Source organism: Streptomyces sp. NPDC054961 (assembly GCF_053609145.1).
Map to the genome: position 1 here is coordinate 86,440 of NZ_JBSGWY010000025.1, position 25,653 is coordinate 112,092.

Annotated in this window: 21 protein-coding genes; 15 read left to right on the forward strand and 6 right to left on the reverse strand. The window is 72.4% G+C overall.

The window, feature by feature from the left end; translation table 11 throughout:
* Positions 1-6: 6 nt before the first annotated feature.
* From hutI to ACWF9Z_RS22540, 5 genes are all read left to right on the forward strand, one after another.
* Positions 7-1,185 (forward strand): imidazolonepropionase, encoded by a 1,179-nt coding sequence (gene hutI, locus ACWF9Z_RS22520; protein ID WP_453604572.1) that lies wholly within the window; start codon positions 7-9, stop codon positions 1,183-1,185.
* A 165-nt stretch (positions 1,186-1,350) separates the two neighbouring features.
* Positions 1,351-2,037: an LPXTG cell wall anchor domain-containing protein gene (locus ACWF9Z_RS22525; protein ID WP_453604574.1), complete on the forward strand. Its 687-nt coding sequence runs from the start codon at positions 1,351-1,353 to the stop codon at positions 2,035-2,037.
* A 17-nt stretch (positions 2,038-2,054) separates the two neighbouring features.
* The gene (locus ACWF9Z_RS22530) at positions 2,055-3,074 is read left to right on the forward strand and encodes a COG1470 family protein (protein WP_453604576.1); all 1,020 of its coding nucleotides are present in this window, start codon (positions 2,055-2,057) and stop codon (positions 3,072-3,074) included.
* Positions 3,071-4,309, forward strand: coding sequence for a hypothetical protein (locus tag ACWF9Z_RS22535; protein WP_453604578.1), 1,239 nt, complete (start codon positions 3,071-3,073; stop codon positions 4,307-4,309). Before ACWF9Z_RS22530 ends, ACWF9Z_RS22535 begins: the two co-directional genes overlap by 4 nt.
* Before the next feature lie 14 nt (positions 4,310-4,323).
* Entirely contained in the window at positions 4,324-5,565 is a 1,242-nt protein-coding gene (locus tag ACWF9Z_RS22540) for a hypothetical protein (protein WP_453604579.1), read from the forward strand.
* Positions 5,566-5,640: 75 nt separating this feature from the next.
* Here the strand turns inward: ACWF9Z_RS22540 and ACWF9Z_RS22545 are convergent, their stop codons facing one another.
* Complete coding sequence (locus ACWF9Z_RS22545; protein ID WP_453604580.1) at positions 5,641-7,158, reverse strand: peptide MFS transporter; 1,518 nt, start codon at positions 7,156-7,158, stop codon at positions 5,641-5,643.
* Positions 7,159-7,646: 488 nt separating this feature from the next.
* Between ACWF9Z_RS22545 and ACWF9Z_RS22550 the strand changes: the two genes are divergently transcribed.
* Entirely contained in the window at positions 7,647-8,324 is a 678-nt protein-coding gene (locus ACWF9Z_RS22550) for a response regulator transcription factor (protein WP_267753822.1), read from the forward strand.
* Between the two features lie 252 nt (positions 8,325-8,576).
* Positions 8,577-9,842, forward strand: coding sequence for an ATP-binding protein (locus tag ACWF9Z_RS22555; RefSeq protein WP_453604583.1), 1,266 nt, complete (start codon positions 8,577-8,579; stop codon positions 9,840-9,842).
* Between the two features lie 24 nt (positions 9,843-9,866).
* Here the strand turns inward: ACWF9Z_RS22555 and ACWF9Z_RS22560 are convergent, their stop codons facing one another.
* Positions 9,867-10,400: a GtrA family protein gene (locus ACWF9Z_RS22560; protein WP_453604585.1), complete on the reverse strand. Its 534-nt coding sequence runs from the start codon at positions 10,398-10,400 to the stop codon at positions 9,867-9,869.
* Between the two features lie 221 nt (positions 10,401-10,621).
* Here ACWF9Z_RS22560 and ACWF9Z_RS22565 point away from each other — a divergent pair, with 221 nt between their 5' ends.
* The 4 genes from ACWF9Z_RS22565 (at position 10,622) to ACWF9Z_RS22580 (ending at position 14,904) form a co-directional block, all read left to right on the forward strand.
* Complete coding sequence (locus tag ACWF9Z_RS22565) at positions 10,622-11,761, forward strand: 5-(carboxyamino)imidazole ribonucleotide synthase (protein ID WP_453604587.1); 1,140 nt, start codon at positions 10,622-10,624, stop codon at positions 11,759-11,761.
* Positions 11,758-12,294: a 5-(carboxyamino)imidazole ribonucleotide mutase gene (purE, locus tag ACWF9Z_RS22570; RefSeq protein WP_453604589.1), complete on the forward strand. Its 537-nt coding sequence runs from the start codon at positions 11,758-11,760 to the stop codon at positions 12,292-12,294. Before ACWF9Z_RS22565 ends, purE begins: the two co-directional genes overlap by 4 nt.
* The gene (locus ACWF9Z_RS22575; protein ID WP_453604591.1) at positions 12,291-13,523 is read left to right on the forward strand and encodes a dipeptidase; all 1,233 of its coding nucleotides are present in this window, start codon (positions 12,291-12,293) and stop codon (positions 13,521-13,523) included. Before purE ends, ACWF9Z_RS22575 begins: the two co-directional genes overlap by 4 nt.
* Before the next feature lie 289 nt (positions 13,524-13,812).
* On the forward strand, positions 13,813-14,904 hold the full coding sequence (locus ACWF9Z_RS22580) for a membrane dipeptidase (protein ID WP_453604593.1): 1,092 nt from the start codon (positions 13,813-13,815) through the stop codon (positions 14,902-14,904).
* Between the two features lie 50 nt (positions 14,905-14,954).
* On the opposite strand, the gene ACWF9Z_RS22585 is transcribed toward ACWF9Z_RS22580, so the two are convergent.
* Complete coding sequence (locus ACWF9Z_RS22585) at positions 14,955-16,295, reverse strand: glycosyltransferase 87 family protein (protein WP_453604594.1); 1,341 nt, start codon at positions 16,293-16,295, stop codon at positions 14,955-14,957.
* 197 nt (positions 16,296-16,492) lie between these two features.
* Positions 16,493-17,848 (reverse strand): UDP-glucose dehydrogenase family protein, encoded by a 1,356-nt coding sequence (locus tag ACWF9Z_RS22590; RefSeq protein WP_453604596.1) that lies wholly within the window; start codon positions 17,846-17,848, stop codon positions 16,493-16,495.
* Positions 17,849-18,074: 226 nt separating this feature from the next.
* On the opposite strand from ACWF9Z_RS22590, the gene ACWF9Z_RS22595 reads away from it, so the two are divergent.
* Both ACWF9Z_RS22595 and ACWF9Z_RS22600 read left to right on the forward strand, forming a co-directional pair.
* Entirely contained in the window at positions 18,075-19,247 is a 1,173-nt protein-coding gene (locus ACWF9Z_RS22595) for an acyl-CoA dehydrogenase family protein (protein ID WP_356655534.1), read from the forward strand.
* A gap of 196 nt (positions 19,248-19,443) precedes the next feature.
* Positions 19,444-20,526: a sugar phosphate nucleotidyltransferase gene (locus ACWF9Z_RS22600; protein ID WP_453604599.1), complete on the forward strand. Its 1,083-nt coding sequence runs from the start codon at positions 19,444-19,446 to the stop codon at positions 20,524-20,526.
* 57 nt (positions 20,527-20,583) lie between these two features.
* On the opposite strand, the gene ACWF9Z_RS22605 is transcribed toward ACWF9Z_RS22600, so the two are convergent.
* Positions 20,584-21,960 (reverse strand): LCP family protein, encoded by a 1,377-nt coding sequence (locus ACWF9Z_RS22605; RefSeq protein ID WP_453604601.1) that lies wholly within the window; start codon positions 21,958-21,960, stop codon positions 20,584-20,586.
* A gap of 105 nt (positions 21,961-22,065) precedes the next feature.
* Here ACWF9Z_RS22605 and ACWF9Z_RS22610 point away from each other — a divergent pair, with 105 nt between their 5' ends.
* On the forward strand, positions 22,066-22,605 hold the full coding sequence (locus ACWF9Z_RS22610; protein WP_453604603.1) for an acyl-CoA thioesterase: 540 nt from the start codon (positions 22,066-22,068) through the stop codon (positions 22,603-22,605).
* 128 nt (positions 22,606-22,733) lie between these two features.
* Here ACWF9Z_RS22610 and ACWF9Z_RS22615 read toward each other — a convergent pair whose 3' ends face one another.
* Positions 22,734-24,290, reverse strand: a complete 1,557-nt coding sequence (locus ACWF9Z_RS22615) for an LCP family glycopolymer transferase (RefSeq protein WP_453604604.1) — start codon at positions 24,288-24,290, stop codon at positions 22,734-22,736.
* A 123-nt stretch (positions 24,291-24,413) separates the two neighbouring features.
* Here ACWF9Z_RS22615 and ACWF9Z_RS22620 point away from each other — a divergent pair, with 123 nt between their 5' ends.
* Positions 24,414-25,454: a glycosyltransferase family 2 protein gene (locus ACWF9Z_RS22620; RefSeq protein ID WP_453604606.1), complete on the forward strand. Its 1,041-nt coding sequence runs from the start codon at positions 24,414-24,416 to the stop codon at positions 25,452-25,454.
* Positions 25,455-25,653: the final 199 nt, after the last annotated feature.

Below are 25,653 nucleotides of genomic sequence, written 5' to 3' on the forward strand. Positions count from 1 at the left end.
GAACCCGTGACCACCACCCTCATCACCCGCATCGGCAGCCTCGTCACCAATGACCCCGCGCTCGGCGACGGCACCCCCCTCGGCCTGATCCGGAACGCGGCCGTCGTCATCGAGGACGAAACGATCGCGTGGGTCGGCCCGGCCGCCGAAGCCCCCGCCGCCGACACCGCGTTCGACGCGGACGGCCGCGCCGTCATCCCCGGCTTCGTCGACTCCCACTCCCACCTCGTCTTCGCGGGCGACCGCACCGCCGAGTTCAACGCCCGCATGTCCGGCCTCAGCTACTCCGCCGGAGGCATCCGCACCACCGTCGCCGCCACCCGCGCCGCCTCCGACGCGGAGCTCGAGGCCAATCTGGTGCGCCACCTCGACGAGGCCCGCCGCCAGGGCACGACCACCTTCGAGACGAAGTCCGGCTACGGCCTGACCGTCGCCGACGAGGCCCGCGCCCTGCGGATCGCCGCCGCGCACACCGAGGAGGTCACCTACCTCGGCGCGCACATCGTCTCCCCGGACTACGCGCAGGACCCCGCGGGCTACGTGGACCTCGTCACCGGCGAGATGCTGACCGCCTGCGCCCCGTACGCCCGCTGGGTCGACGTGTTCTGCGAGAAGGGCGCCTTCGACGGGGACCAGGCCCGCGCGATCCTCACCGCCGGAGCGGCCGCCGGGCTCATCCCGCGCGTCCACGCCAACCAGCTCTCGTACGGCCCCGGCGTGCAGCTCGCCGTCGAGCTCGAAGCCGCCTCCGCCGACCACTGCACCCACCTCACCGACGCCGACGTCGACGCGCTGGCGCAGGCCTCGGCGACCACCGTCGCCACCCTCCTGCCCGGCGCCGAGTTCTCCACCCGCGCCCAGTGGCCCGACGCCCGCCGCCTGATCGACGCGGGCGCCACCGTGGCCCTGTCCACGGACTGCAACCCGGGCTCCTCCTACACGAGTTCCGTGCCGTTCTGCATCGCCCTCGCCGTCCGCGACATGCGGATGACCCCGGACGAGGCCCTGTGGTCCGCCACCGCCGGCGGCGCCCGCGCCCTGCGCCGCACCGACATCGGGGCCGTTACCCCCGGGGCCCGCGCGGACCTGGCCCTGCTCGACGCCCCCAGCCACGTCCACCTCGCGTACCGGCCGGGCGTCCCGCTGGTCTCCGGCGTCTGGCACAAGGGCCGCAAGGTGGCCTGAAACCCACCACATCAGGACGGCGTCGGCGCCGATCGCGGTCCCCGGAGGGGCTGTTGATCCGGCGCCGTCCTTTGTCTTCCCTCCGTAAGGCCCCCGGCGTACCTTGAGCCACCAATCTGATGTGCCGTCAGTAACTTGTGGCCGAGGTTCGAGGGGAAGACGAAGGTGTCCGACCGGAAACGCTCCACCGCCCGCACCGCGTTCGCGCTGGCCGCCACACTGGCGGGACCGGCGCTCCTGCTGGCCGCCCCCGCGGCCCACGCCGCCGTGATCGACGTCCAGTACGACTGCAAGACCCCCATCGGGGACAAGTCGGCGGTCTCGCCCATCGACATCAAGGCCGTCAAGGAGGGCAGCGCCTACAAGCTCACCATGAGCTTCCAGAAGGGCGTCTCCTCCAGCCCCATCGAGCTCGGCAAGGGCGCCATGAGCCCCAGCGCCGTCATCCTCGTCGACGGAGCGGAGAAGGTCTCCGTCCCCGTCTCCGGGCCGCCCAATCCCGAGGCCGCGCCCGCCGACACACCCATCAAGATCACCGACCTCTCGGGCACCTACACGCCCAAGAAGAGCGGCAAGGTCACCTTCACCCCCGGTGTCCTCACGATCAAGGCGATGAGCACGACCACCACCTGCACCCCCGGCAACAGCCCCAAGCCGTCCCTCGAACTGGACGTGACGGGCACCGAGGGCGCCGCCCCCCAGGCCGGCGAGGCCCCCACCGACGGAACGCTCCCGCAGACCGGTCCCGAAGACTCCGCCATCGCGCTCGGCACCCTCGGCGCCACCGTGGTCCTCTCCGGCGCCGCCGGCGTGCTCTGGCTGACCCGGCGCGGCCAGCGGGCCCGGTCCTGAACGGAGCGCCCCCGGTCATGCCCGTGCACCACACCCCCCGCAGGCGCGCCGCACACCTGCTCGGCGCGGCCGCGGCCGCCGCCGCGCTCCTCGGCGCGACTACTACCGCGGCCACCGCCGACGAGCCCGGCTGGACGGCCGAACCCGTCGCCGGCAGCGCCCCGGCGGCGCCGCCGAAGGCCGGGGCCCGTCCGTACTTCTACCTCGCGGGCACCTCCGGCACGGTGCTGGAGGACCGCCTGGCCCTGGACAACACCAGCGACCGGGACCGCACCATCACCCTGCGCGGGGCCGACGCCTACAACACGGCGGGCGGCGCCTTCGCGGTGCGCTCCGCCCAGGAGTCCAAGGGCGCGGGCGTCTGGATCAGCTTCGGCGCGGGCACCACGGTCAAGGTCCCCGCGCACACCCGCGCGGTGGTCCCCTTCACCGTCACCGTGCCGCCCGACTCTCCGCCCGGCGACCACCCGGCCGCCGTGGTCGCCACCGAGGCCGGGCACGAGGTGGGCGTACGGGTCCACCTGCGGGTCGGCGGCCCGACGCTGGCGGCGCTCACCGTCGAGGACGTCTCCGTACGCGGCAAGGGCGCGTCCGCCCGCGTCGCCTACACCCTGGTCAACCGCGGCAACGTGGCGCTCACGCCCGAGCTGTCCGTCCGCGCCGACGGCGCCTTCGGCAAGGTCGCGGGCCGCGGCGCCCACCCCGTGGCCGTCGAGGTGCTCCCCGGCCAGCGGGTGGAGCTCACCGAACCCTGGCCCGGCGCCCCCGTCTTCGACCGGGTGGCGCTGGACCTCACCGTCACCGCCCCCGGCGGCGCCCGCGCCACGGGGAGCACCTCGCGGTGGTTCCTGCCCTGGGGGATCGCGGGCCGGACCGGCGTCGGCCTGCTCGGCCTCGGCGCGACCACGGCGGCCGCGCTGTTCCTCGTACGCAAGCGGCGGACCCGGGACGGGGACGGCGGGCCGCCGCGGCGGGGCACCGCCGTACCCGACCAGTCCGCAGCACCGGAACACGAGTTGACGGGAGCATCCAGGTGAGCGCCAAGGCCGGTGGGACACGCGGCGGCAAGGTCAGGGCCCTCGTCGCGGCGGGGCTCGCGGGACTGGTGGGGTCGGCGGCCTGTGTGCTGGCGCTGTTCCCGGCGGCCGGGGCCGCCGCGGACGACGCACCCAAGCCCGCCGTGGCGCTCTCGCTGGGCGAGGCCGCCAAGGGAACCGAGCTGTCGGTCACCGGTACCGGCTGGCGGGGCAAGACCATGGTGATGCTGCTGGTCTGCGGGCAGAACATGATCGGGGGCACCAACAGCTGCGCCAACGCCGACGGCGTCGCCGTCTCGGTCGCCGACGACGGGCACTTCGCCGCCCGGCTCCCGGTGGTCGCCCCGCCCAAACCCTGCCCGTGCGTGGTGAACGTGACCTCGGTCAACGGCGACCAGTCCACCGTGGCCGCCCCGCTGAAGATCACCGACCACCCGGTGGCCGAGCTGCCCGCCGAGGGCGGCACCGCCCGCCTGGCCCTGCTCACCGGGGTCCGCCTCAAGGGCGAGGACTCCGTGCTGACCTGGTTCGGGGCCCCGCCGAGCCGCACGTTCACGGTCACCGTGGGCAATCTCGGCTCCGCCCCGGTCAAGGACCCGGTCTTCCAGCTCGGCACCGCGCACGGGGTGTTCGCGCCCCTGTGGGAGGAAGTCCGCTGGAAGGGCACCATCCCGCCCGGCGGCAAGGCCGAGGTCTCCCTCCACGCCGCGCTGTCGGCGGGTGCCCACGGCGACTACACGCTCTCGCTCAAGTACGGGGAGACGGTCGTGGCCACCCAGCCCTGGGGCGTGGACCGCCCGTACGGGGTGCTGCTGTTCTGGGGCCTGCTCCTCGTGGTCATCCCGGCCGCGGTCTTCCGCGTCGGCATGGCCGTCGTCGACAAGGTCCGCCCCCGCGAGGCGGCCGGCCGCCACCGGGGCCCCCGCCCGCCCGAGCCGGCGGCCGCCGTGACCGCCCGGCTGCCGAGGATCCCGGCGGTACGGGGCTCCGCGCGCGGACCCGTACGCGGCCTCGCGCCCGTCCGCGCCGAGGCGGCGGACGAACCCCCACAGACGACCACGGCGGTACTGCCGTGGTTCACCCCGGACAGCGCGCCGGGGACGGACGCTCCATCCGGACGACCAGCACCAAAGGCACCACAGGCACCACAGGCACCACAGGAATCACAGGAATCAAAGGCACCACAGACGTCCGCACCGTCTGAGAACAGTCCGACGACGAAGGGACAATCGTGAGGACCCAACGGAGGGTGAGCGCGGCCGCGGTCGCGCTGCTGTTCGGCGGCGCGGGCATCCTGCTGGCGGCTAGCCCCGCCCAGGCGGCCGACGTCTCCTACAAGGTGGAGTGCGTTCCGCCCGCGGGCGGTGGCGGCCCGGTCCAGGGCACGACCACCGCCTCGGTCACCGCCCCCGCCACCGCGAAGGTGGGTGACGAGGTCGAGGTGGTCTGGAAGACCGTCAAACCGGCTTCGAACAACACCGACCTGATGGACCTGCCCAAGGACAGCATCAAGCCGATCGGCTACGCGAAGGTCGGCGGGGCGCAGAGCGGCGAGCTGAAGATGGAGGGGGCGCGGAGCAATCCGCCGATCCCCAAGAAGTCGCCCATGACCATCTCCGACATGAAGGCCAAGCTCAAGCTGACCAAGGCCGGGGACGTCACCGTGTCGCCGGGCAAGTACGACGTGGACTTCAGCGGCCTGCTCACCCACTGCACCCCGCAGGAGTCGGTCGGGGTCGGCGTCACCATCAAGGTCACCGAGGGCGGCGGCGGGACCACCGGGACCACCGGGGCCACCACCGGTGCCCCGGGCACCACCGGCAGCACCACCAGCGGCAGCACCACCGGCGGGAGCGGCGGCCAGACCGACTTCCCGGGCAAGGCCGTCGAGGTCGCCTACACCTGCGGCGACTTCGTCGAGGGGGGCATCAAGACCCCGGTCACGGTCAACGCCAAGAAGAACGGCGGCGTCTACGACCTGACCGTCAAGACGGCCGAGGGGGCGATGAAGAGCCCGGCACCGCTGCCGGCGGGCGCCCTCAAGCCCTCGATGAACATCAAGATCGGCGGCGGTGACAGCGGCACGGTCAAGGTCTCCGGCCCCGCGAACACCACGGCCATCGGCGCGGGCGATCCGGTCACGCTGAGCGATATGACCGGCACCTACAAGCCGGGCAAGACGGGCAAGGCGACGCTGAGCCCCGACGCGATGACCATCGAGGTCTTCATGGTCCCGGGCGGCAAACCGATCGTGGTGCCCTGCACCGCGACCACCACCGGGGTCTCCTTGCAGCTGGACGTCACCGCGCAGGAGGGCGGCACGGGCTCGCCCGGCACCGCGGGCAACGCCTCCTCGGGCAACCTCGCCGAGACCGGCGCCGCGGACGACGGCGGCATCAGGGCCCTGGCCCTGGTCGCCGGCACGGTGATCCTGCTCGGTGCCGCCGTGTTCACCTTCACGCCGTGGCGGCGCCTGCGCGGCCGCGGCTGAACCACGGGAGCGTAGGAAACGCAACGGCCCGGCACACCAGTGGTGTGCCGGGCCGTTGCCTGCGAAGGAGCGCCGCTAGTGGACGGTGCCCATCAGCGCCTGGACCTTCTTGCGGTAGGCGTAGATCGCCAGACCGGCGACGACGGCGGCCGTCGCCTCCAGGGCGATCACCCCGGTGCCGTTGAGGTCCACGCCACCGATGGAGAGCAGACCGGTGACGCAGTCACCCGCGGTGACGGCGAGGAACCAGACACCCATCATCTGGGAGGCGTACTTCTGCGGAGCCATCTTCGTGGTGAGCGAGAGGCCGACCGGGGAGAGGCACAGCTCACCGATGGTCTGGATCATGTAGATCGAGACCAGCCACATCGGGGAGACCTTGGTGCCGTCGCCCGCCATGTTCATCGGGACGATGAAGACGAAGAACGAGGCGCCGATCAGGACCAGACCCATCGCGAACTTCACGATGGTGTTCGGCTCCTTGTTCCGGTGCGCGAGCCAGAGCCACAGCCAGGCGAAGACCGGGGCCAGCGCCATGACGAACAGCGGGTTCAGCGACTGGTACCAGGTGGCCGGGAAGCCCAGGCCGAGGACGGAGTCCGCGGTCTTGGAGGCGGCGAACAGCGACAGGGTGGAACCACCCTGGTCGTAGATCATCCAGAACGCGGCGGCGGCCACGAAGAACCAGATGTACGCGGTCATCTTCGACTGCTCGGTGCCCGAGAGGTCGCGGTCGCGCTTGATCTTCATCAGCACGGCCACCGGGATGGCCAGACCCGCGACGGTGATCGGGACGAGCGCCCAGTTCAGCGTGTACAGGCCCAGGGCGGCGACGACGCCGTAGAAGACGGCGACGATGCCCGCGCCGATGAGGACCTTCGTGATGACGGTCTTGCGCTCCTGCGCCGACAGCGGGTTGGGGACCAGGCTGCTCTTGGCGCTCAGGTGCTTGCTGCCGAGCAGGAACTGGACCAGGCCCAGCCCCATGCCGATCGCGGCCAGCAGGAAGCCGAGGTGCCAGTTCACCGTCTCGCCGACGCTGCCGATGACGAGCGGGGCGACGAAGGCGCCGAGGTTGATGCCGACGTAGAACAGCGTGAAGCCGCCGTCACGACGCGGGTCGTCCGGGCCCGAGTAGAGGTGGCCGACCATCGTGGAGATGTTGGCCTTCAGCAGACCGGAGCCGACCGCCACCAGGATGAGGCCGAGGAAGAACATCGCCTGGCCGGGGATGGCGAGCGACACGTGGCCGGCCATGATCACGAAGCTGGCGATGGCGACCGTCTTGCGGGCACCCCAGACGCGGTCGCCGAACCAGCCGCCGGGCATGGCCATGAGGTAGACCATCGCGACGTACACGGAGTAGATCGCCGTGGCCGTGGCCATCGTGAAGGCGAGACCGCCGCCCTGGCTGCCGGTCGCGGCGTCGACGCCACCGGAGACCAGGTACAGGACGAGAAGGGCGCGCATGCCGTAGTAGGAGAAACGCTCCCACATCTCGGTCATGAACAGAGTGGCCAGGCCACGGGGGTGGCCGAAGAAGGTCTTCTCGGCGGACGGATCCGCAGAGTCCCTCGTCAGGCTGGAAGCCATGGTCGATCCTTGCTTGCTCGGGACGCTTGGCTTCGTGAGCTCATCAGCGCCCGGTGAGGGTGGCCGGTACCGGCGGCGGTGTCCCGTCCCCACGCCCTGGGGTCTCGCTCCTGTAAGGGTGGAGGCGAAGGACATCCACAACCGGGATCCACGCCCTGTGGCGCACCATCGCGCCAGGGCCCGGCCCATAGGTCATTGACTGCGGCCAGGCCCTGGACGGGCATTCCCAGAAGGCTGCCCGTCCGGTCTGGACAGAAATGGAGACTTCCGGCTTGGTTTGGCGCGAAAGTCTCTGAGGTAGTGCATCAGGCGTCTCGACACCATACGACACGACAGCGGCGCATATGAAAGCACTTGAGATATGGATCACAGGTGATCTAGGAACCGCGGCGCTACATTCTAAGGTCGTTAGTAGATCGAAAGAGCAGATCGGCAGGGGTTTGCGGGCGGTCCTCTGCGGACCCCCGCCGCGGACTACCATCACCCACATGACGCGTGTACTGCTCGCCGAGGACGACGCATCCATCTCGGAACCCCTGGCCCGCGCCCTGCGCCGGGAGGGGTACGAGGTCGAGGTCCGGGAGGACGGCCCCACCGCCCTGGACGCGGGACTGCAGGGCGGCGTCGATCTTGTCGTCCTGGACCTGGGGCTGCCGGGCATGGACGGCCTGGAGGTGGCCCGCAGGCTGCGCGCCGAGGGCCACGGCTTCCCGATCCTGGTCCTGACCGCCCGCGCCGACGAGGTCGACACGGTCGTCGGCCTGGACGCCGGCGCCGACGACTACGTGACCAAGCCCTTCCGTCTCGCCGAGCTGCTCGCCCGGGTCCGGGCCCTGCTGCGGCGCGGCGCCAACGAGGCCTCCCAGACCCCCGCCACCCACGGGGTGCGGATCGACGTCGAGTCGCACCGCGCGTGGATGGGCGAGGAGGAGCTCCAGCTCACGGCGAAGGAGTTCGACCTGCTGCGCGTCCTGGTCCGCGACGCCGGCCGGGTCGTCACCCGCGACCAGCTGATGCGCGAGGTCTGGGACACCACCTGGTGGTCCTCCACCAAGACCCTCGACATGCACATCTCCTGGCTGCGCAAGAAGCTCGGCGACGACGCGGCGAACCCCCGCTACATCGCCACCGTGCGCGGGGTCGGCTTCCGCTTCGAGAAGAGCTGAGCCGAGCGGCGGCCGCCGCTGCCGCCCCGGTCCGCCCGGCCGCCGGAGGGACCGCGGTACGGCCCGGGCGAGCCGCCGTACGGCCGGGCGAGCCCCGGTACGGTCCGCCGTACGGCCGGGCGAGCCGCGGTGCGGTCCGCCGTACGGGCCCCGGCACCGGCCGGGCGACCCGGCGCGGGGCGCGGCCGCGGCGCCGCCGGCCCGCTTCCGCCGGCCCGCTTCCCGTGCCCGCCGTAGGGCATCCTCTAAGCCATGCGCCGCCGCCTGATCAACTCCACGCTCGCCGTGGTGCTCGTCGTCATCGCCGTCTTCGGCGTCTCGCTCGTCATCGTGGAGACCCGGACCATCACCAGCAGCGCCCAGGACCGCATCGAGTCCGAGGCCCTGAGACTGGTGGGCAGCATGGAGGGCGACGTCCTGGAGAAGAAGCCGGTCGACGCGGAGGCCGTCGCCGCACGGCTCGACGCCGGCCGCTACGCGCGGATCATGCTCCCGGGGCGGCCGCCCGTCGAGGTCGGGTCGCGCATCGAGGGCAGCGTCATCCGGGGCACCGCCCGGGGCGAACAGGGCGAGGTCGTCGTCGTCGAGGAGTCCCGCTCCACGGTCACCCGGGAGGTCGGGCGGACCCTGGCCGTGGTCGGCGCCGTGGCCCTGCTCGCCGTGGTGGCGGCCGTCCTGCTCGCCGTACGCCAGGCCAACCGGCTCGCCTCCCCGCTCACCGACCTGGCCGAGACGGCCGAGCGCCTCGGATCCGGCGACCCGCGCCCCCGGCACAAGCGGTACGGGGTCCCCGAGCTGGACCGGGTCGCCGACGTACTGGACTCCAGCGCCGAACGGATCGGACGGATGCTGACCGCCGAGCGGCGACTGGCCGCGGACGCCTCCCACCAGCTGCGGACCCCCCTGACGGCCCTGTCGATGCGGCTGGAGGAGATCACCGTCACGGAGGACCTGGAGACCGTGCGGGAGGAGGCGACGATCGCCCTGACCCAGGTGGAGCGGCTCACCGACGTGGTGGAGCGGCTCCTCACGAACTCCCGGGACCCCCGGACGGGCTCCGCGGTCCCCTTCGACCTCGACGAGGTCGTCAAACAGCAGGTGGAGGAGTGGCGCCCGGCCTACCGCAGCGCCGGACGGGCCATCGTGCGCTCGGGGAAGACCGGCATGCGGGCCGTGGGCACCCCGGGCGCGGTCTCGCAGGTCCTGGCGACCCTGGTGGAGAACTCCCTCATGCACGGCGGCGGCACCGTGGCCCTGCGGACCCGGGTGATCGGGAACCAGGCGGTCCTCGAGGTCACCGACGAAGGGCCGGGCGTCCCGCCGGACCTCGGCAACCGGATCTTCGAGCGGGCCATCAGCGGCCGCAACTCCACCGGGATCGGCCTCGCGGTCGCCCGGGACCTCGCGGAGGCCGACGGCGGCCGCCTGGAGCTGCTCCAGACCCAGCCGCCGGTGTTCGCCCTGTTTCTCAGCCGGACCGCGCCGGAACGCGCCGAGCCGGCGGAGACGGTCCGCTGAAGGGCGGCGCGGGGGAGGGGAACCCTAGTTCGCGGCGGCTTCCGGGGTCCGCAAGGGGACCTCGCCCTGCCCGTCGCGCTGCTCGACCACCAGCGAGGACGCGCCCGGCGCGGGCAGGGCCTTGAAGACCCAGCTCCGGTAGGACCAGAAGCGGAACACGGTGGCGATGCCGATGCCGGTGAACTTGAAGAAGTTCGAGGCCAGCGGACCGTCCCAGTGGAAGCCGTACGTGGCCGTGAAGAGGATGCCGTTCTCGATGACCAGGCCGATCGCGCTGAAGGCGACGAACAGGACGAGCTCGCGGGTACGCCCCGCCCCGGTCTGGTCGGCGCGGTCCCGGTAGGCGAAGTAGCGGAAGCCCAGGTAGTTCGTGGTGATGGCCACCAGGGTGGCTATCACGCTCGCGCGCACCACCTGCAGGTCGGTCACCTGGCGGAGCAGGTTGAAGACTCCGAGGTTGACCAGGACGCCCAGCCCGCCGACGGCGCCGAATCTGGCGACCTCACGGAGCAGCGAGCTCACGCGGTCGAGGGCAGATCCGTTCTCCGGCTTGCTCATAAGAGGCTTCAGTCCTGTCCCTCGGGCCCCCCGTATGAGGCATCACACTTGTCTTCGGCCCCCACATGTTAAGTGTCGCCCCGCTCGTACGTCTGCGCCTTGGGAAGCCGTGCGACCCACGGCACACCCGCCCCACCCCACCCATCCCTTTCGTCCCGCCGCGAGCCGGTACCGGCCAGGGCCCGTCCATATGGCGCAATACCGCCGGATACCCTGGGGGAGTGACGTTCCCGGTAGTCGGCATGGTCGGCGGCGGACAGCTCGCCCGCATGACCCACGAGGCGGGCATCCCCCTCGGCATCAGATTCAAGCTCCTCAGTGACACACCACAGGACTCGGCGGCCCAGGTCGTGAGCGACGTCGTCATCGGCGACTATCGCGACCTGGAGACCCTGCGCGCCTTCGCGCGCGGCTGTGACGTGATCACCTTCGACCACGAGCACGTGCCCATCGCGCACCTGCGGGCCCTGGAAGCCGACGGCGTACCCGTCCGCCCGGGTCCCGACGCGCTGATGCACGCCGCGGACAAGGGGGTGATGCGCGCCAAGCTCGACGCGATCGGCGTGCCCAGCCCCCGCCACCGGATCGTGAGCGATCCGGCGGACGCGGCGGCCTTCGCGGACGAGGTCGGCGGCTTCCCCGTCATCCTCAAGACGGTGCGCGGCGGGTACGACGGAAAGGGCGTGTGGTTCGTCCGCACGCCGCAGGACGCGGAGGCCCCGTTCAAGGCGGGCGTCCCCGTCCTGGCCGAGGAGAAGGTGGACTTCGTCCGCGAGCTCGCGGCCAACATCGTCCGCTCCCCGCACGGCCAGGCGGTGGCCTACCCGGTCGTGGAGTCCGTCCAGGTGGACGGCGTCTGCGACACCGTGATCGCCCCCGCTCCGCACCTCTCCGAGGAGCTCGCGGGCGAGGCCCAGGCCCTGGCCCTGCGCATCGCCCAGGAGCTCGGCGTGACCGGCCACCTGGCCGTGGAGCTGTTCGAGACCTCCGACGGCCGGATCCTGGTCAACGAACTGGCCATGCGCCCGCACAACAGCGGCCACTGGACCCAGGACGGTGCCGTCACCTCCCAGTTCGCCAACCACGTCCGGGCCGTCCTGGACCTCCCCCTCGGCGACCCGCGCCCGCGCGCCCGCTGGACGGTCATGGCGAACGTGCTCGGCGGGGACTACCCCGACATGTACGCGGCGTACCTGCACTGCATGGCCCACGATCCCCAGCTGAAGATCCACATGTACGGCAAGGACGTGAAACACGGCCGCAAGGTCGGCCACGTCAACACCTACGGCGACGACCTGGACGATGTGCTGGAGCGCGCACGTCACGCAGCCGGCTACCTCAGAGGAACCATCACCGAATGAGCACCTCCGCAGCAGCTCCCGTCATCGGCATCGTCATGGGCTCGGACTCCGACTGGCCCGTCATGGAGGCCGCCGCCCAGGCCCTCGACGAGTTCGAGATCCCCTACGAGGTCGACGTGGTCTCCGCCCACCGGATGCCGCGCGAGATGATCGCGTACGGGGAGCGGGCCGCCGGACGCGGCCTGAAGGCGGTCATCGCGGGCGCGGGCGGGGCCGCCCACCTGCCCGGCATGCTCGCCTCCGTCACCCCGCTGCCGGTCATCGGCGTACCCGTCCCGCTGAGGTACCTCGACGGCATGGACTCGCTGATGTCGATCGTCCAGATGCCCGCCGGGGTCCCCGTCGCCACCGTCTCGATCGCCGGCGCCCGCAACGCCGGGCTGCTGGCCGTGCGGATGCTGGCCGCGCACGACCCGGAGCTGCTGGGCCGCATGCGCGAGTTCCAGCAGGAGCTGAACGACCAGGCCACCGAGAAGGGCAAGCGGCTGCGTACGAAGGTCGCGGGCCAGGAGTCCTTCGGGTTCGGCAAGTGAACGCGGCGGGCGCGGCGGCCGCGGCCGACGGCCCGGCCGCGGCCGGGTACCTGGACGCGGCGCGCGAGCTGCTCGCCGAGTTCCCGGTCGTCGACGGGCACAACGACCTGCCCTGGGCACTGCGCGAGACCGTGCGCTACGACCTGGACCGGCGGGACATCGCCGCCGACCAGTCCGCGCACCTGCACACCGACATCCCCCGGCTGCGCGCCGGAGGGGTCGGCGCGCAGTTCTGGTCCGTCTACGTGCGCTCCGACTACACGGGGGACGAGGCGGTCAGCGCCACCCTGGAGCAGATCGACGCCGTCGCCCAGCTGATCGAGCGCTACCCCCGCGACCTGGTACGGGCCCTGACGGCGGACGACATGGAAGCGGCCCGCGCGGACGGCCGGATCGCCTCCCTGATGGGCGCCGAGGGCGGGCACTCCATCAACAACTCGCTCGCCACCCTCCGGGCCCTGTACCGGCTCGGCGTGCGGTACATGACGCTCACGCACAACGACACCATCGACTGGGCGGACTCGGCGACCGACGAACCCCGGCACGGCGGCCTGAGCGACTTCGGCCGCGAGGTCGTCCGCGAGATGAACCGCGTCGGCATGCTCGTCGACCTCTCGCACGTCGCCGCGACGACGATGCGCGACGCGCTCGCGGTCTCGGCGGCGCCGGTGGTCTTCTCGCACTCCTCCGCCCGCGCCGTCTGCGACCACGTGCGCAACATCCCCGACGACGTGCTGGAGCTGCTGCCGGCCAACGGCGGGGTGGCGATGGCCACCTTCGTGCCCAAGTTCATCCTCCCCACGGCCGTCGAGTGGACCCTGGCCGCGGACGAGAACCTGCGCGCGCACGGTTTCCACCACCTCGACACCACCCCCGGGGCGATGGCGCTGCACCGGGCCTTCGAGGAGGCGCGCCCCCGCCCGGTGGCCACGGCCGCCACGGTCGCCGACCACCTGGACCACATGCGCGAGGTGGCCGGGGTCGACCACATCGGCATCGGCGGGGACTACGACGGCACGGCCTTCACCCCGTCCGGGCTCGAGGACGTGTCCGGGTACCCGAACCTGGTCGCCGAACTGCTGACCCGCGGCTGGTCGAAGGCCGACCTGGCGAAGCTGACCTGGTCGAACGCGGTACGGGTGCTGCGCGACGCCGAAGCGGTGGCGCGCGAGCAGTCGGCCGCGCGGGGCCCCTCGAACGCGGTGCTCCCGGCGCGGCAGGAGAGCTAGGGGCTCGAGCGGTGCGGTGCGGGCGGGTCCGGAGGTCCGGGCCCGCCCGCACCCGTCTCCGGGGTGCCCGGTCTCCACGGCGCCCGCCCGCCCGGTCTCGGGGTGCCCACCCGGTCCGCACGGCGCCCGCCCGCCCCTCGGCAGCGCCGCCCGGCGGCCCCTCCGGCCCGGTGACCTGCCGGTTTCACCCGAACGCCACATCCGCCGGGCGTCTTTCGCGTCCCACATGTCACGGTGGCACCACCTTCCCTGCTTCTCTCCCGCTGCCGCCGAGACCGGAGCGCATGCCATGGCCGACCTGCAGGATGAACCGCACACGAGCCCGGCGACCCCCGTGGGCCCGAGCCCCCTCGGGGCCGAGGACACCCCCGCCGCCCCGGTGGGAGCCCTGGACCGGGCTTCCGCGCTGTTGGCCGTCCACCCCGTCGCGGACGGGTGCAACACCCTCGTATGGACCCTGCGCCAGAGCCCGTACCACGACATCGACACCTCGGACACGGGCGTCGACACCGACATCCCGCGGCTGCGCGCCGGGGGCGTGGGCGCCCAGTTCTGGTCCCTGATGACGCCGTCCGCGTCCGGGCCGGCCCGCGAGAGCGGACCCGCCGACCAGGTGGTGTCCGACACCCTCGAACAGATCGACGTGGCGCTCGCCCTGATGCGCCGCTATCCCGACAGCCTCTGCCTCGCCCTGAGCGCCGACGCCCTGGCCGACGCGCGCAACCGCGGCCGCATCGCCTCGTTCCTGGGCCCCGTGCCCGGCCGCACGCTGACGGACTCCCTCGGCGCGCTGCGCGCCTTCCACGCCCTGGGGGTACGCCTCCTCGCGCCCGCCGGAGCCCCGTGGGCCGCCGACGGCCTCACCGCCTTCGGCCACGAAGTGGTGCGCGAGACCAACCGGCTGGCGATGCTGCTGGACCTCACCGGCTGCCCGCCGGTCGCGGCCTGCCAGATCGCGGGGGCCTCCAAGGCGCCGGTGATCATCTCGCACACCGCCGCGGCCGCGGTCCATCCCCACCCGGGCAACGTCACGGACGAGGTGCTGCTCGCGCTGCGCGCCGCGAACGGCCTGGCGATGGTCACCTTCGACAGCGCGCGCACCGGGGACTCCCTGCACGCGGTCGCGGACCACCTGGACCACGTACGGGCCGTCGCCGGCCCCCACTGCGTGGGCCTCGGCGCCGGTTTCGGCGCCGAGCCGGGCATCCCCCGGCCGTCGGGCCTGACCGACCCCTCCGGCTATCCGCGGCTGATCGCGGAGCTCCTGGAGCGGGGCTGGCCGGAGGCCGACCTGTCCTTGCTGACCTGGGGCAACGCCCAGCGGGTGCTGCGCGACGCGGAGTTCACCGCCCGCGCCGCGCAGCACCGTAGAACCCCCTAGACGGCCCGTGCCGTGACCGGCGCACCTTCCCGGCCACCGCGCCGGGCGCCTCAGACGCGCGCGGGAACCCCGGGCTTGGCAGCGGTCGTCGTGGCGGGCGCCGGCCCGGGCGCCGGGGCGGCGGTGACGCTGGCCCTCCACAGGCGGACGCAGGACCAGACGGCGGCCCAGGCGAGCAGGCCGTTGCGGACGCAGAGCAGGATCGTTCCGAAGACCGTGCCCGGGAGGATCTCCGAGCCGTAGGTCAGCGGGTAGATCGCCGTGCTGAGCGCGGTGGCGGCGACGATCAGCCAGGCGACCGGCCGCTGCGTGGTGTGCCGGCAGGTGAGGCAGACCGCGGCGAGGCCGACCAGCCAGATCAGGTACTGCGGGCTGAGCACGCGGCTGGTGATGGTGAAGACGAGGATGGCGCACAGCGCCGCGTCGAGCGGCGTCGCGGTCGACCAGCGGCGGGCCTTGACGCGCCACAGCAGCAGCCAGCCGAATCCGAGGACCGTGAGCGCGACGGAGAGCACGGCGACGCTGGAGACGTACGGGCCCAGGTACTCGTAGGCGCCGTAGCGGACCTCGGTCTTCCCGGACCAGGCGCCGACGAGCTTGCCGAGCATCAGGGCCGAGCCGCCCAGCGACTCCACCTGGATGCCGCGGTTGCCCTGGTTGCCCAGGAAGCCGAGGGTGTCGCGGAAGAACAGCGCGAGGACCGCGAGCAGGACGGCCGCGGCGGCCGCGGCCGAGACGATCGCGTCGCGGGTGGTCCGGCCGCGCGGGGTGCCGATCAGGGTGAGCAGCGGCCACACCTTCACCAGGGCGCCGATACCGGCGAGGACCCCGCCGAGCTTGCGGCGGAAGCGCAGGCACAGCAGCGAGCCGACGGCGAGCAGGGTGACCTGGAGGTCGTAGCGCCCGAAGGGCAGCGACAGCAGCAGCGGCAGCGTGGTCAGCCACAGCACGGCGCCGGCCATGCTGCCGTCGGGGCGGCGGGCGGCGCGGACCAGGCCGACGGCGATCAGGGCGTCGCAGACGACGGTCAGCGCGACGAACGCCTGGAAGTAGCTGAGGAAGGGCAGCAGGTCGGGCGAGAGGAAGACGGCCGCGGCCGCCGGCGGGTACTGCCACATGACGTCGTTGTGCGGCATCGTCCCGGTGACGAGGACGTCGTACCAGTTGTTGTAGGTCTCGGTGATCTCCACGCGCACCGAGGAGGTGCCGTGCAGGTTCACCACGAGGAGGACCACCATCAGGGCGCGGGTGGCCAGCCAGAAACCCGCCATGGCCATGTGGCCGGCGCGCTTCCGCAGGAAGGTGTCGAAGGGTCCCCGACCGGTACGCGGGGCCGGCCCCGGCGCGCCTGCGGTGGGGCGGACAGGGCTTCTCGTGCTCGTACTGGTCATCGGCCGTGAGTCTAGCGATCCATTCTGTGACCCCCGGCGGCTCCGTCCAACAATCCGGTGACGAGATGCGAAACCGCCCATTCCGCAACGAAGTGGATCACTTGCGGCCCGAGACCCGGCCGGGCCCGGTCCGGGCCCGCCCCGGGCGCGGGTCAGACACGGGCCAGCTGCGGGTCAGCTGCGGGTCAGGCCGCCGGTCAGGCGCGGGGCCGGCCCATGGCGCGGTACGTCCAGCCGGCCGCGCGCCAGCGCTCGGGGTCGAGGGCGTTGCGGCCGTCGAGGACGAGCCGGTCGGTGACGACCTCGCCGAGCGCGGCCGGGTCGAGGTCGCGGAACTCGCGCCATTCGGTGAGGTGCAGGACCACCTCGGCGCCGCGCGCCGCGCCCAGCGCGGAGTCGGCGTAGCCGAGGGTGGGGAAGACCCGGCGGGCGTTGTCCATGCCCTTGGGGTCGTAGACGGTGACCTGGCCGCCCTGGAGGTGGATCTGCCCGGCGACGTTCAGGGCGGGGGAGTCGCGGACGTCGTCGGAGTCCGGCTTGAAGGTGGCGCCCAGGACCGCGACGCGCTTGCCGAGGAAGGAGCCGCCGACGGCCTCGCGGGCCAGCTCGACCATGTGGCCGCGGCGGCGCATGTTGATGGAGTCGACCTCGCGCAGGAAGGTGAGGGCCTGGTCGGCGCCCAGCTCGCCGGCGCGGGCCATGAAGGCGCGGATGTCCTTGGGGAGGCAGCCGCCGCCGAAGCCGATGCCGGCGCGCAGGAACTTCTTCCCGATGCGTTCGTCGTGGCCGATGGCCTCGGCCAGCTTCACCACGTCGCCGCCGGCGGCCTCGCAGACCTCGGCCATCGCGTTGATGAAGGAGATCTTCGTGGCGAGGAAGGAGTTGGCGGCGGTCTTGACGAGCTCGGCGGTGGGGAAGTCGGTGACGACCAGCGGGGTGCCCTCGCCCATGGGGGCCGCGTAGACCTCCCGCAGCAGCTTCTCGGCGCGTTCCGCGTGCTCCCCGTGGACGCCGATGACGATCCGGTCGGGGTGCAGGGTGTCCTGGACGGCGAAGCCCTCGCGCAGGAACTCGGGGTTCCACGCGAGGGAGACCTCCTCGCCCGCGGGGGCGAGGGCGGCCAGCTTCGCGGAGAGGCGCTCGGCGGAGCCGACGGGCACGGTGGACTTGCCGACGACCAGGGTGGGCCGGGTCAGCTGCGGGGCGAGCGACTCCACGGCGGCGTCGACGTAACTCATGTCGCACGCGTACTCGCCGTGCTTCTGCGGGGTGTTCACGCAGACGAAGTGGACGTCGCCGTCGAAGGCGCCGACCTCCTCCCAGGAGGTGGTGAACCGCAGCCGGCCCGTGGAGCCCGGCAGCCCCGCCACGTGCGAGGCCAGCAGCTCCTCCAGTCCCGGCTCGTACATCGGTACGCGGCCGGAGGCCAGCAGCTCGATCTTCTCCGGGACCACGTCCAGCCCGAGCACGTCGAACCCCAGCTCCGCCATCGCCGCGGCGTGCGTTGCGCCGAGGTATCCGGTGCCGATCACAGTGATCTTCAGGGGGGCCATGCGTGCTCCTGGAGGTGCGGGGCCGTTTGCGGCAACCGAGCATAGTCGCGCGATCCGCCGGGTCCGCATTCCGCCCGCGTCGCCGACGACGACCCCGGGCCGTCAACCCGTCGCACCCGCTGTCACGCAGCTCACGTGCGACGCCCGTGTCGCTCTCGGCTACCGGACACTAAGATTGGGTTACTTAACGGTAGTTAGCATCGCACCACCTGGGGAGTGAGAAATCTTGGCGGGTTCTGCCGACTTCGACCTGTACCGTCCGGCCGAGGAGCACGACATGCTCCGCGAGTCCGTCCGCGCGCTCGCCGAGGCGAAGATCATGCCCTTCGCCGCGGCGGTCGACGAGGAGTCCCGCTTCCCGCAGGAGGCCCTCGACGCCCTCGTGGCCAGCGACCTCCACGCCGTGCACGTACCCGAGACCTACGGCGGTGCGGGCGCCGACGCCCTCGCCACCGTGATCGTGATCGAGGAAGTGGCCCGCGTCTGCGCGTCCTCCTCGCTCATCCCGGCCGTCAACAAGCTCGGCTCGCTCCCGGTGATCCTCTCCGGCTCCGAGGAGCTCAAGGCCAAGTACCTGGGCCCGCTCGCCAAGGGCGACGCGATGTTCTCGTACGCGCTCTCCGAGCCCGACGCGGGCTCCGACGCGGCCGGCATGAAGACCCGCGCGGTGCGCGACGGCGACTTCTGGGTCCTCAACGGCGTCAAGCGCTGGATCACCAACGCGGGCGTCTCCGAGTACTACACGGTCATGGCCGTCACCGACCCGGAGAAGCGCTCCAAGGGCATCTCGGCCTTCGTGGTCGAGAAGGGCGACGAGGGCGTCTCCTTCGGCGCCCCGGAGAAGAAGCTCGGCATCAAGGGCTCGCCGACCCGCGAGGTCTACCTCGACAACGTGCGGATCCCCGCCGACCGCATGATCGGCGCCGAGGGCACCGGCTTCGCCACCGCGATGAAGACCCTGGACCACACCCGCATCACGATCGCGGCCCAGGCCCTCGGCATCGCGCAGGGCGCCCTGGACTACGCCAAGGGCTACGTCCAGGAGCGCAAGCAGTTCGGCAAGCCGATCGGCGACTTCCAGGGCGTGCAGTTCATGCTCGCGGACATGGCCATGAAGATCGAGGCGGCCCGCCAGCTGACCTACTCGGCGGCGGCCCGCTCGGAGCGCGTCTCCGGCGGCGGTCCCCACGAGGACCTCACCTTCTTCGGCGCCGCGGCCAAGTGCTTCGCCTCCGACGTGGCCATGGAGGTCACCACCGACGCGGTCCAGCTCCTCGGTGGCTACGGCTACACGCGGGACTACCCGGTGGAGCGCATGATGCGCGACGCGAAGATCACCCAGATTTATGAAGGCACGAATCAGGTCCAGCGGATCGTCATGGCGAGGAACCTGCCGTAGCAGGATTTTCGCAGGTCAGCACGGGCCCGGAGGCGTCCGGGTGCGGACGAGGAGGCCCCCGGCACGCTGCCGGGGGCCTTTCGTACGGGCCGGCCCTGGCCCCGGCGCCCCCGACGAGGGGCGCCCCGGACGGCTCGGTCCCCGCGATGGGCTAGCTTGGGGTCTCGAACGCCCGACCGGTTGGGGGAGAAGGCACATGACGGAAGCGATCCTGCTGGTCGGCGGGCAGGGGACGCGGCTGCGCCCCGTCACGGTGAACACCCCCAAACCGATGGTTCCGGCGGCTGGTGTTCCCTTCCTCGCCCATCAGATAGCCAGGGCCGCCGCCGCCGGCGTCACCCGCGTCGTGATGGCCACCTGCTACCTCGCCGAGGTCTTCGAGCCCTACTTCGGCGACGGATCCGCCTTCGGCCTCAGCCTCGAGTACGTGGTCGAGGACGAGCCCCTGGGCACCGGCGGAGCCATCCGCAACGCCGCCGCACGCCTGACCGGCGGCCCGGACTCCCCGGTCCTCGTCTTCAACGGGGACATCCTCACCGGACTGGACATCGCCGGCCTGGTCGAGTCCCACCTGAAGACCGACGCCGACGTCTCCCTGCACCTCGTACGGGTCGCGGACCCCCGCGCCTTCGGGCTGGTCCCCACCGACTCCGAGGGACGGGTGCTGGACTTCACCGAGAAGCCGAAGACCCCCGAAGAGATCACCACCGACCAGATCAACGCCGGCTGCTACGTCTTCCGCCGCAGCGTGATCGACTCCATCCCGGCCGGCCGCGCCGTCTCCGTGGAACGCGAGACCTTCCCCGGCCTGCTCGCCTCCGGCGCCAGGCTGCGCGGATTCACCGACAGCACCTACTGGCTGGACCTCGGCAAGCCCGAGGCCTTCGTCCAGGCCTCGGCCGATCTCGTGCGCGGGATCGTCTCCTCCCCGGCGGTCCCCGGCCCCCGCGGCGAATCCCTGGTGCTCCCGGGCGCCGAGGTGGCCGACGGAGCGGTGCTCTCGGGCGGGACCGTGGTCGGAGCCGGCGCCCGCATCGGCGCGGGAGCCGTCGTCCGGGGCTCCATCGTGCTCGACGGCGCGGTCGTGGGACCGGACACCCGGGTGGACGCCAGCCTGGTCGGCGCGCGCGCCTCGGTCGGCCCGCGCACCGTGCTGGACCGCGCCGTCATCGGCGACGGGGCCGTGGTCGGCGCCGACAACGAGCTGCGCGCCGGGGTACGGGTGTGGTGCGAGGCGGAGGTCCCCGCCGGCGCGGTCCGCTTCTCCTCGGACCGCTGACCGACGGCGGGTGCCGTGCGGCCCCGCCGCCGCTCGCGGACCCTTCCGGTCACGGCACTAGTTGCCGCGGACGGTGACCTTCTGGTCCTTCTGGATCTGCTGGACGAGCTGCTGGACCTGCGCCTTGTCCCAGACGAGGTTCCCGCCGCGCTGTCCGGAGATCGGCATGTTCATCGAGACCCCGTCGCCGCTGCTGATGCCCTTCATCGCGAAGAACATCTGGCCCATGTCCCACAGGGACATGTCCTTGTCCACGATCAGCGTGTCCAGGCCGGCGCCCAGCACCGGGTACAGCGTGAACGGGTTGAGGACCGTGGACGGCGTCGCCGCCTGGCTCGCCAGCGCCGACAGGAACTTCTGCTGGTTCTTCGTCCGCTGGAGGTCCGACTCGGCGAAGGCGTAGCGGGTGCGCACGTAGGCCAGCGACTGCTCGCCGTTCAGCGTCTGCGTGCCCTCCTTGAAGTCGGCCCCGGACTTCTCGTCCTTGAACCCCTTCTCGATGTTCAGCTCCACCCCGCCCAGCGCGTCCACGATGTTCGCGAAGCCGGCGAAGCCGATCTCCGCGTAGTGGTCGATGCGCAGGCCGGTGTTGAACTCCACCGTCCGGACCAGCAGCTCCGGGCCGTCCTCGGCGTACGCCGCGTTCAGCTTGGTCCGCTTGCCCGTGCCGGCGAACTTCTTGCCCGACTCCGAGCCGACGAAGGAGGGGATCTCCACGTCCGAGTCGCGCGGCAGCGAGACCATCGTGTTCCCGCTGGAGCACTTCGCCAGGATCATCATCGAGTCGGTCCGCTTGCCCTCGGCCGAGCCCGTGTGCAGCTTCTTCTTCTCCTCGGCGGACATGCCCTCGCGGCTGTCGGAGCCCACGATCAGGTAGGTCGTGCAGTCGCCCTCCTTCGGGCGCTCGATGACCTTGGAGAGGTCGACCTCGCGGCGCACGTTCGAATCGGCCCAGAAGTAGGTGCCGATGCCCGTCACGAGCAGGCCCGAGACCAGCACGATCGAGCCGATCTTGATCCGCTTGCGCCAGTCCGGGGCCGGACCCGCGGGACCCGCCGGACCGCCCCGGTCGCGTCTGCCGGGCCCGGCCGGAGGCTGCTGGCTGCCGCCACCGTAGACCTGGCCCGTGTTGTAACCGCTGTCGAACCCGCCCTCACCGGAACCGGAGCCGCCGGCCCCGCTGCCGCTGTACGAGCCGCCCTGCTGCGGGGGCACGTACGGGGTGCGGGCCGGGCCGCCGGGCCCGACGGGCGGCTGCGCGGGCCTGCGCGGCGGGTACGCGGGCTGCGCCGCCTGGGCGGGCGGGGCCGGCCGCTGGACGTGCCGCATCCGCCGCGCACCCTCGGACTCCGCCTGGCCGCTGCCGCGTCCGTACCCGTCATCGCGGCGGCCGCGCTCGTCGCGCTCGCCGCTCCACCCGTCCCAGTCACTCATGTGCACAGAATGCCTGGCCGAGCGGGCCGCGGAACAGCCCGGGGGCGGGTTCGTACCGCTGCTGTTGCAGAGCTGATGCCCGCGCACCGCACTTAGAGTGGCTCCATGACAGAGATACCGGGCGAGCTGCCCCGGAAGCCGGTCTCGGCCTCCCGCACCACCCTCAGCCACATCATGACCGCCAACGACACCAACCTCCTCGGTACCGTGCACGGCGGCGTGATCATGAAGCTGGTGGACGACGCGGCCGGCGCCGTGGCGGGCCGGCACTCCGGCGGTCCCGCGGTCACCGCCTCCATGGACGAGATGGCCTTCCTGGCCCCCGTGCGCGTCGGCGACCTCGTCCACGTGAAGGCCCAGTGCAACTGGACCGGCCGCTCCTCCATGGAGATCGGCGTACGGGTCCTCGCGGAGCGGTGGAACGAGTCCACCCCCGCCACCCAGGTCGGCAGCGCCTACCTCGTCTTCACCGCCGTGGACTCCGACGGCAAGCCCCGCCAGGTCCCGCCGGTCGTCCCGGAGAGCGAGCAGGACGAGCGGCGCTACCAGGAGGCCCAGATCCGCCGCACCCACCGCCTCGCCCGCCGCCGGGCGATCATGGAGCTGCGCGAGCAGCGCGCCGCCCAGGGCTTCGACGAGCTCTGACGGGTTCCGAGGGACTCTGACGCCCCCGGGCCCCCGCCGGCCCTCCGCCGGGCCTCTCCGCCGGGCCTCTCCACCCGGCGCCCGCCGCCCCGGCCGCCCCACCGGGGGGCCGGGCCGGGGCCGGAGGGTTATGTCCCGCAGACCACCTGATCGCCCGTGACCACGCCGAATTCACCTTGGTACGGGTCCTCCGCACGCACCTCCACCACCTTGCGGTAGTCGGCCCCGGCGATGACCACGACCGTCCGCCCCTGGCCCGGTACGGCCCGCATCTCGCTCCCGGGCAGCGCGGTGGACACCGTACGGGCCGAACGGTCCCAGCGCGGGTCGTACGTGATCACCGTGCGCTTGACCTCGCGGCTCGAGCCGTTCCCCGGAGCCCGGGTGGTGTCGAAACCCGTGGCGCGCAGCGCCGAGTCCACCCGGGTGCCCAGCCCGTCGATGCGGGTGCCGTTCTCCACCTGCACCCGGACCTGCTGCGGAGCCACGTCCACGGCCACCGCGGGCTGCTTGTGCACCGGCCGGCCGGGGGTGGGCGCCGGGGCCAGCGGACGGTCTTCGCGCAGTGCCTCGAAGAGCTTCGCGGCCTTGGTCTCGTCCCACTTCACGGTGGAGCCGAGGCCCTTGACCGGGAAGGAGGGGTTGCCGACGGGTACGGAGGCGAACTCCGAGGAGGACGGGGTGAAATCGCGCATCGCCTGCCCCAGGGCCAGCATCTGCTCCGAGCCGAAGTCCCTGTCGGCCCGCACGGACCCGAGCAGGGTGGAGCTGACCTCCTTGAACTTGACCGGGTTGAGCAGCACCCCGCCCCGGGTGGCCTGCCTGATCAGCGCGGCGATGAACCGCTGCTGGCGCTGCATCCGGCCGAGGTCCGAGGCCCCGTCCACATGGCGCGAGCGCACGTACTGCAGTGCCTGGCCACCGTTGAGCCGGTGGGTGCCGGGGAGCAGGTCGAGGCCGGTGTTGGGATCGCGCATGGTCTTCGCGGTGCAGATGTCCACGCCGCCCATGGCGTCCACCGTCCGCATGAAGCTGGTGAAGTCGACCTCCAGGTAGTGGTCGATCTTCACCCGGGTCATGTTCTCCACGGTGCGCACGGTCAGGTTGGGCCCGCCCTCGGCGTAGGCGGCGTTGAGCTTCACCGGGTGGGAACCGTGCTGCTTGCCGCCGGCCTCGTCCAGGTGCGCGGGCAGTTCCACGTAGCTGTCACGGGGGAGGCTGACCACGCTCGCCCGGGTCCGGTCCGCCGAGAGGTGGACCAGCATGACGGTGTCGGTGCAGTGGCAGGGGGCCCCGCCGAGCCGGTAGTCGCGCTTCTCGTCCTTGCTGATCTTCTCCCGGCCGTCGGTGCCGACGAGCAGGAAGTTCACCCCGTGCCCGGCCTGCGGGCGGTTCTTCATGTCCTTGAAGGGGTCGACCCGCTGGATCCCGGTGTCCAGACCGGTCATCACGGCGTGCCCGACGGCCCCGGAGCCGAGCACCACCACCGACAGCCCGGCCGCGATGCGGACCCCCCAGCGGGGCTTGTCGGGCGGCCGCGGGGAGCCCTCGCGGTTTCCTGCCGGTCTTCCGGCCCGCTGCGCGCGCTGCGTCGGCCGGGCGGGCCGGGTGGGACGGTGCGGCTGGGGCACGGGGGAAACCTCCGCGGGGGCAGCGGGTCGGGACGGATCGGGGAGGTGCCACATTCGGCTGATTCGTCAGAACAGTAGGTCCATACGATCAACCTCTGTCCTTACCGCTCATCCGGCGCGCACCGGGTTCCCCCGTACGCGGTAACGTGACACCGATACCCGACCTTGAAGGACCACATGCCCGCCCAGCAGCCCGCAGTCTCGGTGATCATGCCGGTGCTCAACGAGGAGCGCTATCTGCGTGACTCGGTCCGCCACATCCTCGGACAGGAGTACGCAGGCGAAATGGAGGTGGTGATCGCGCTCGGGCCGTCCACGGACCGCACCGACGAGATCGCCGCCGAACTCGTGCGCGAAACCGCCTCCCACGCACGAGCCCGCGTCCGTACCGTGCCGAATCCCACCGGCCGTACGCCCGCGGCCCTCAACGCCGCCATCAAGGCCTCGCGCCATCCGATCGTGGTGCGCGTGGACGGCCACGGCATGCTCTCCCCCAATTACATCGCCACCGCGGTCCGCCTCCTGGAGGAGACCGGGGCGCAGAACGTCGGCGGCATCATGCACGCCGAGGGCGAGAACCCCTGGGAGGACGCCGTCGCCGCCGCGATGACCTCGAGGATCGGCGTCGGCAACGCGGCCTTCCACACCGGAGGCAAGGCCGGCCCCGCGGACACCGTGTACCTCGGGGTGTTCCGGCGCGAGGCGCTGGAGAAGGCCGGCGGCTACAACGTGGAGTTCATCCGCGCCCAGGACTGGGAGCTGAACTTCCGCATCCGCGAGGCCGGCGGGCTCATCTGGTTCTCGCCCGAGCTCAAGGTCCAGTACCGCCCGAGGCCCTCCGTGCGGGCGCTCGCCAAGCAGTACAAGGACTACGGGCGCTGGCGCCACGTGGTGGCCCGCTACCACGCGGGCTCCATCAACCTGCGCTACCTCGCGGCGCCGGCCGCCGTCTGCGCCATCGCGGCCGGGGTGGTCGTCGGTGCGGCCGTCACCCCGTGGGCCTTCGTCCTCCCGGCCGGCTACCTCGCGGCGATCACCGTCGGGTCGGTCCCGGCCGGCAAGGGCCTCTCGCTCGCGGCCCGGCTGCGGATCCCCGTCGCCCTGGCCACCATGCACGTGTGCTGGGGCTACGGCTTCCTGACCAGCCCGCGCTCGCTCGCCGCCAGGGTGATCGCGAGCCGCCGGCCGTCGGTCCGCCGGGACACCGCCGGGCTCTGAGGTCCGGGCGCGCGGCTTCGCGTACGCGAAAGGGGGGGGGCGCGGGCGGCGCGCGCGGGGGGCCCCCCGCCTGGGGGGGGGGGGCGCGGGACCGCCGGGCGGGGGGGCTGGCGGGGGGGGGGGGCCCGGCCCCCCCGGCGGCCATGGCGGTGCGCCAGGTGCTCAGTTCCGCGCTGCCCCGGCCGGGGGAGGCGAGGCC

Bases quoted from the DNA above. Each gene is read 5' to 3' on its own strand.
- ACWF9Z_RS22530 (WP_453604576.1), top strand. From the start codon at position 2,055: ATGCCCGTGCACCACACCCCCCGCAGGCGCGCCGCACACCTGCTCGGC.
- ACWF9Z_RS22605 (WP_453604601.1), bottom strand. From the start codon at position 21,960: ATGAGTGACTGGGACGGGTGGAGCGGCGAGCGCGACGAGCGCGGCCGC.
- ACWF9Z_RS22585 (WP_453604594.1), bottom strand. From the start codon at position 16,295: ATGACCAGTACGAGCACGAGAAGCCCTGTCCGCCCCACCGCAGGCGCG.
- ACWF9Z_RS22600 (WP_453604599.1), top strand. From the start codon at position 19,444: ATGACGGAAGCGATCCTGCTGGTCGGCGGGCAGGGGACGCGGCTGCGC.
- purE (WP_453604589.1), top strand. From the start codon at position 11,758: ATGAGCACCTCCGCAGCAGCTCCCGTCATCGGCATCGTCATGGGCTCG.
- ACWF9Z_RS22610 (WP_453604603.1), top strand. From the start codon at position 22,066: ATGACAGAGATACCGGGCGAGCTGCCCCGGAAGCCGGTCTCGGCCTCC.
- ACWF9Z_RS22560 (WP_453604585.1), bottom strand. From the start codon at position 10,400: ATGAGCAAGCCGGAGAACGGATCTGCCCTCGACCGCGTGAGCTCGCTG.
- ACWF9Z_RS22580 (WP_453604593.1), top strand. From the start codon at position 13,813: ATGGCCGACCTGCAGGATGAACCGCACACGAGCCCGGCGACCCCCGTG.
- ACWF9Z_RS22620 (WP_453604606.1), top strand. From the start codon at position 24,414: ATGCCCGCCCAGCAGCCCGCAGTCTCGGTGATCATGCCGGTGCTCAAC.
- ACWF9Z_RS22555 (WP_453604583.1), top strand. From the start codon at position 8,577: ATGCGCCGCCGCCTGATCAACTCCACGCTCGCCGTGGTGCTCGTCGTC.
- ACWF9Z_RS22615 (WP_453604604.1), bottom strand. From the start codon at position 24,290: ATGTGGCACCTCCCCGATCCGTCCCGACCCGCTGCCCCCGCGGAGGTT.
- ACWF9Z_RS22590 (WP_453604596.1), bottom strand. From the start codon at position 17,848: ATGGCCCCCCTGAAGATCACTGTGATCGGCACCGGATACCTCGGCGCA.
- ACWF9Z_RS22545 (WP_453604580.1), bottom strand. From the start codon at position 7,158: ATGGCTTCCAGCCTGACGAGGGACTCTGCGGATCCGTCCGCCGAGAAG.
- ACWF9Z_RS22550 (WP_267753822.1), top strand. From the start codon at position 7,647: ATGACGCGTGTACTGCTCGCCGAGGACGACGCATCCATCTCGGAACCC.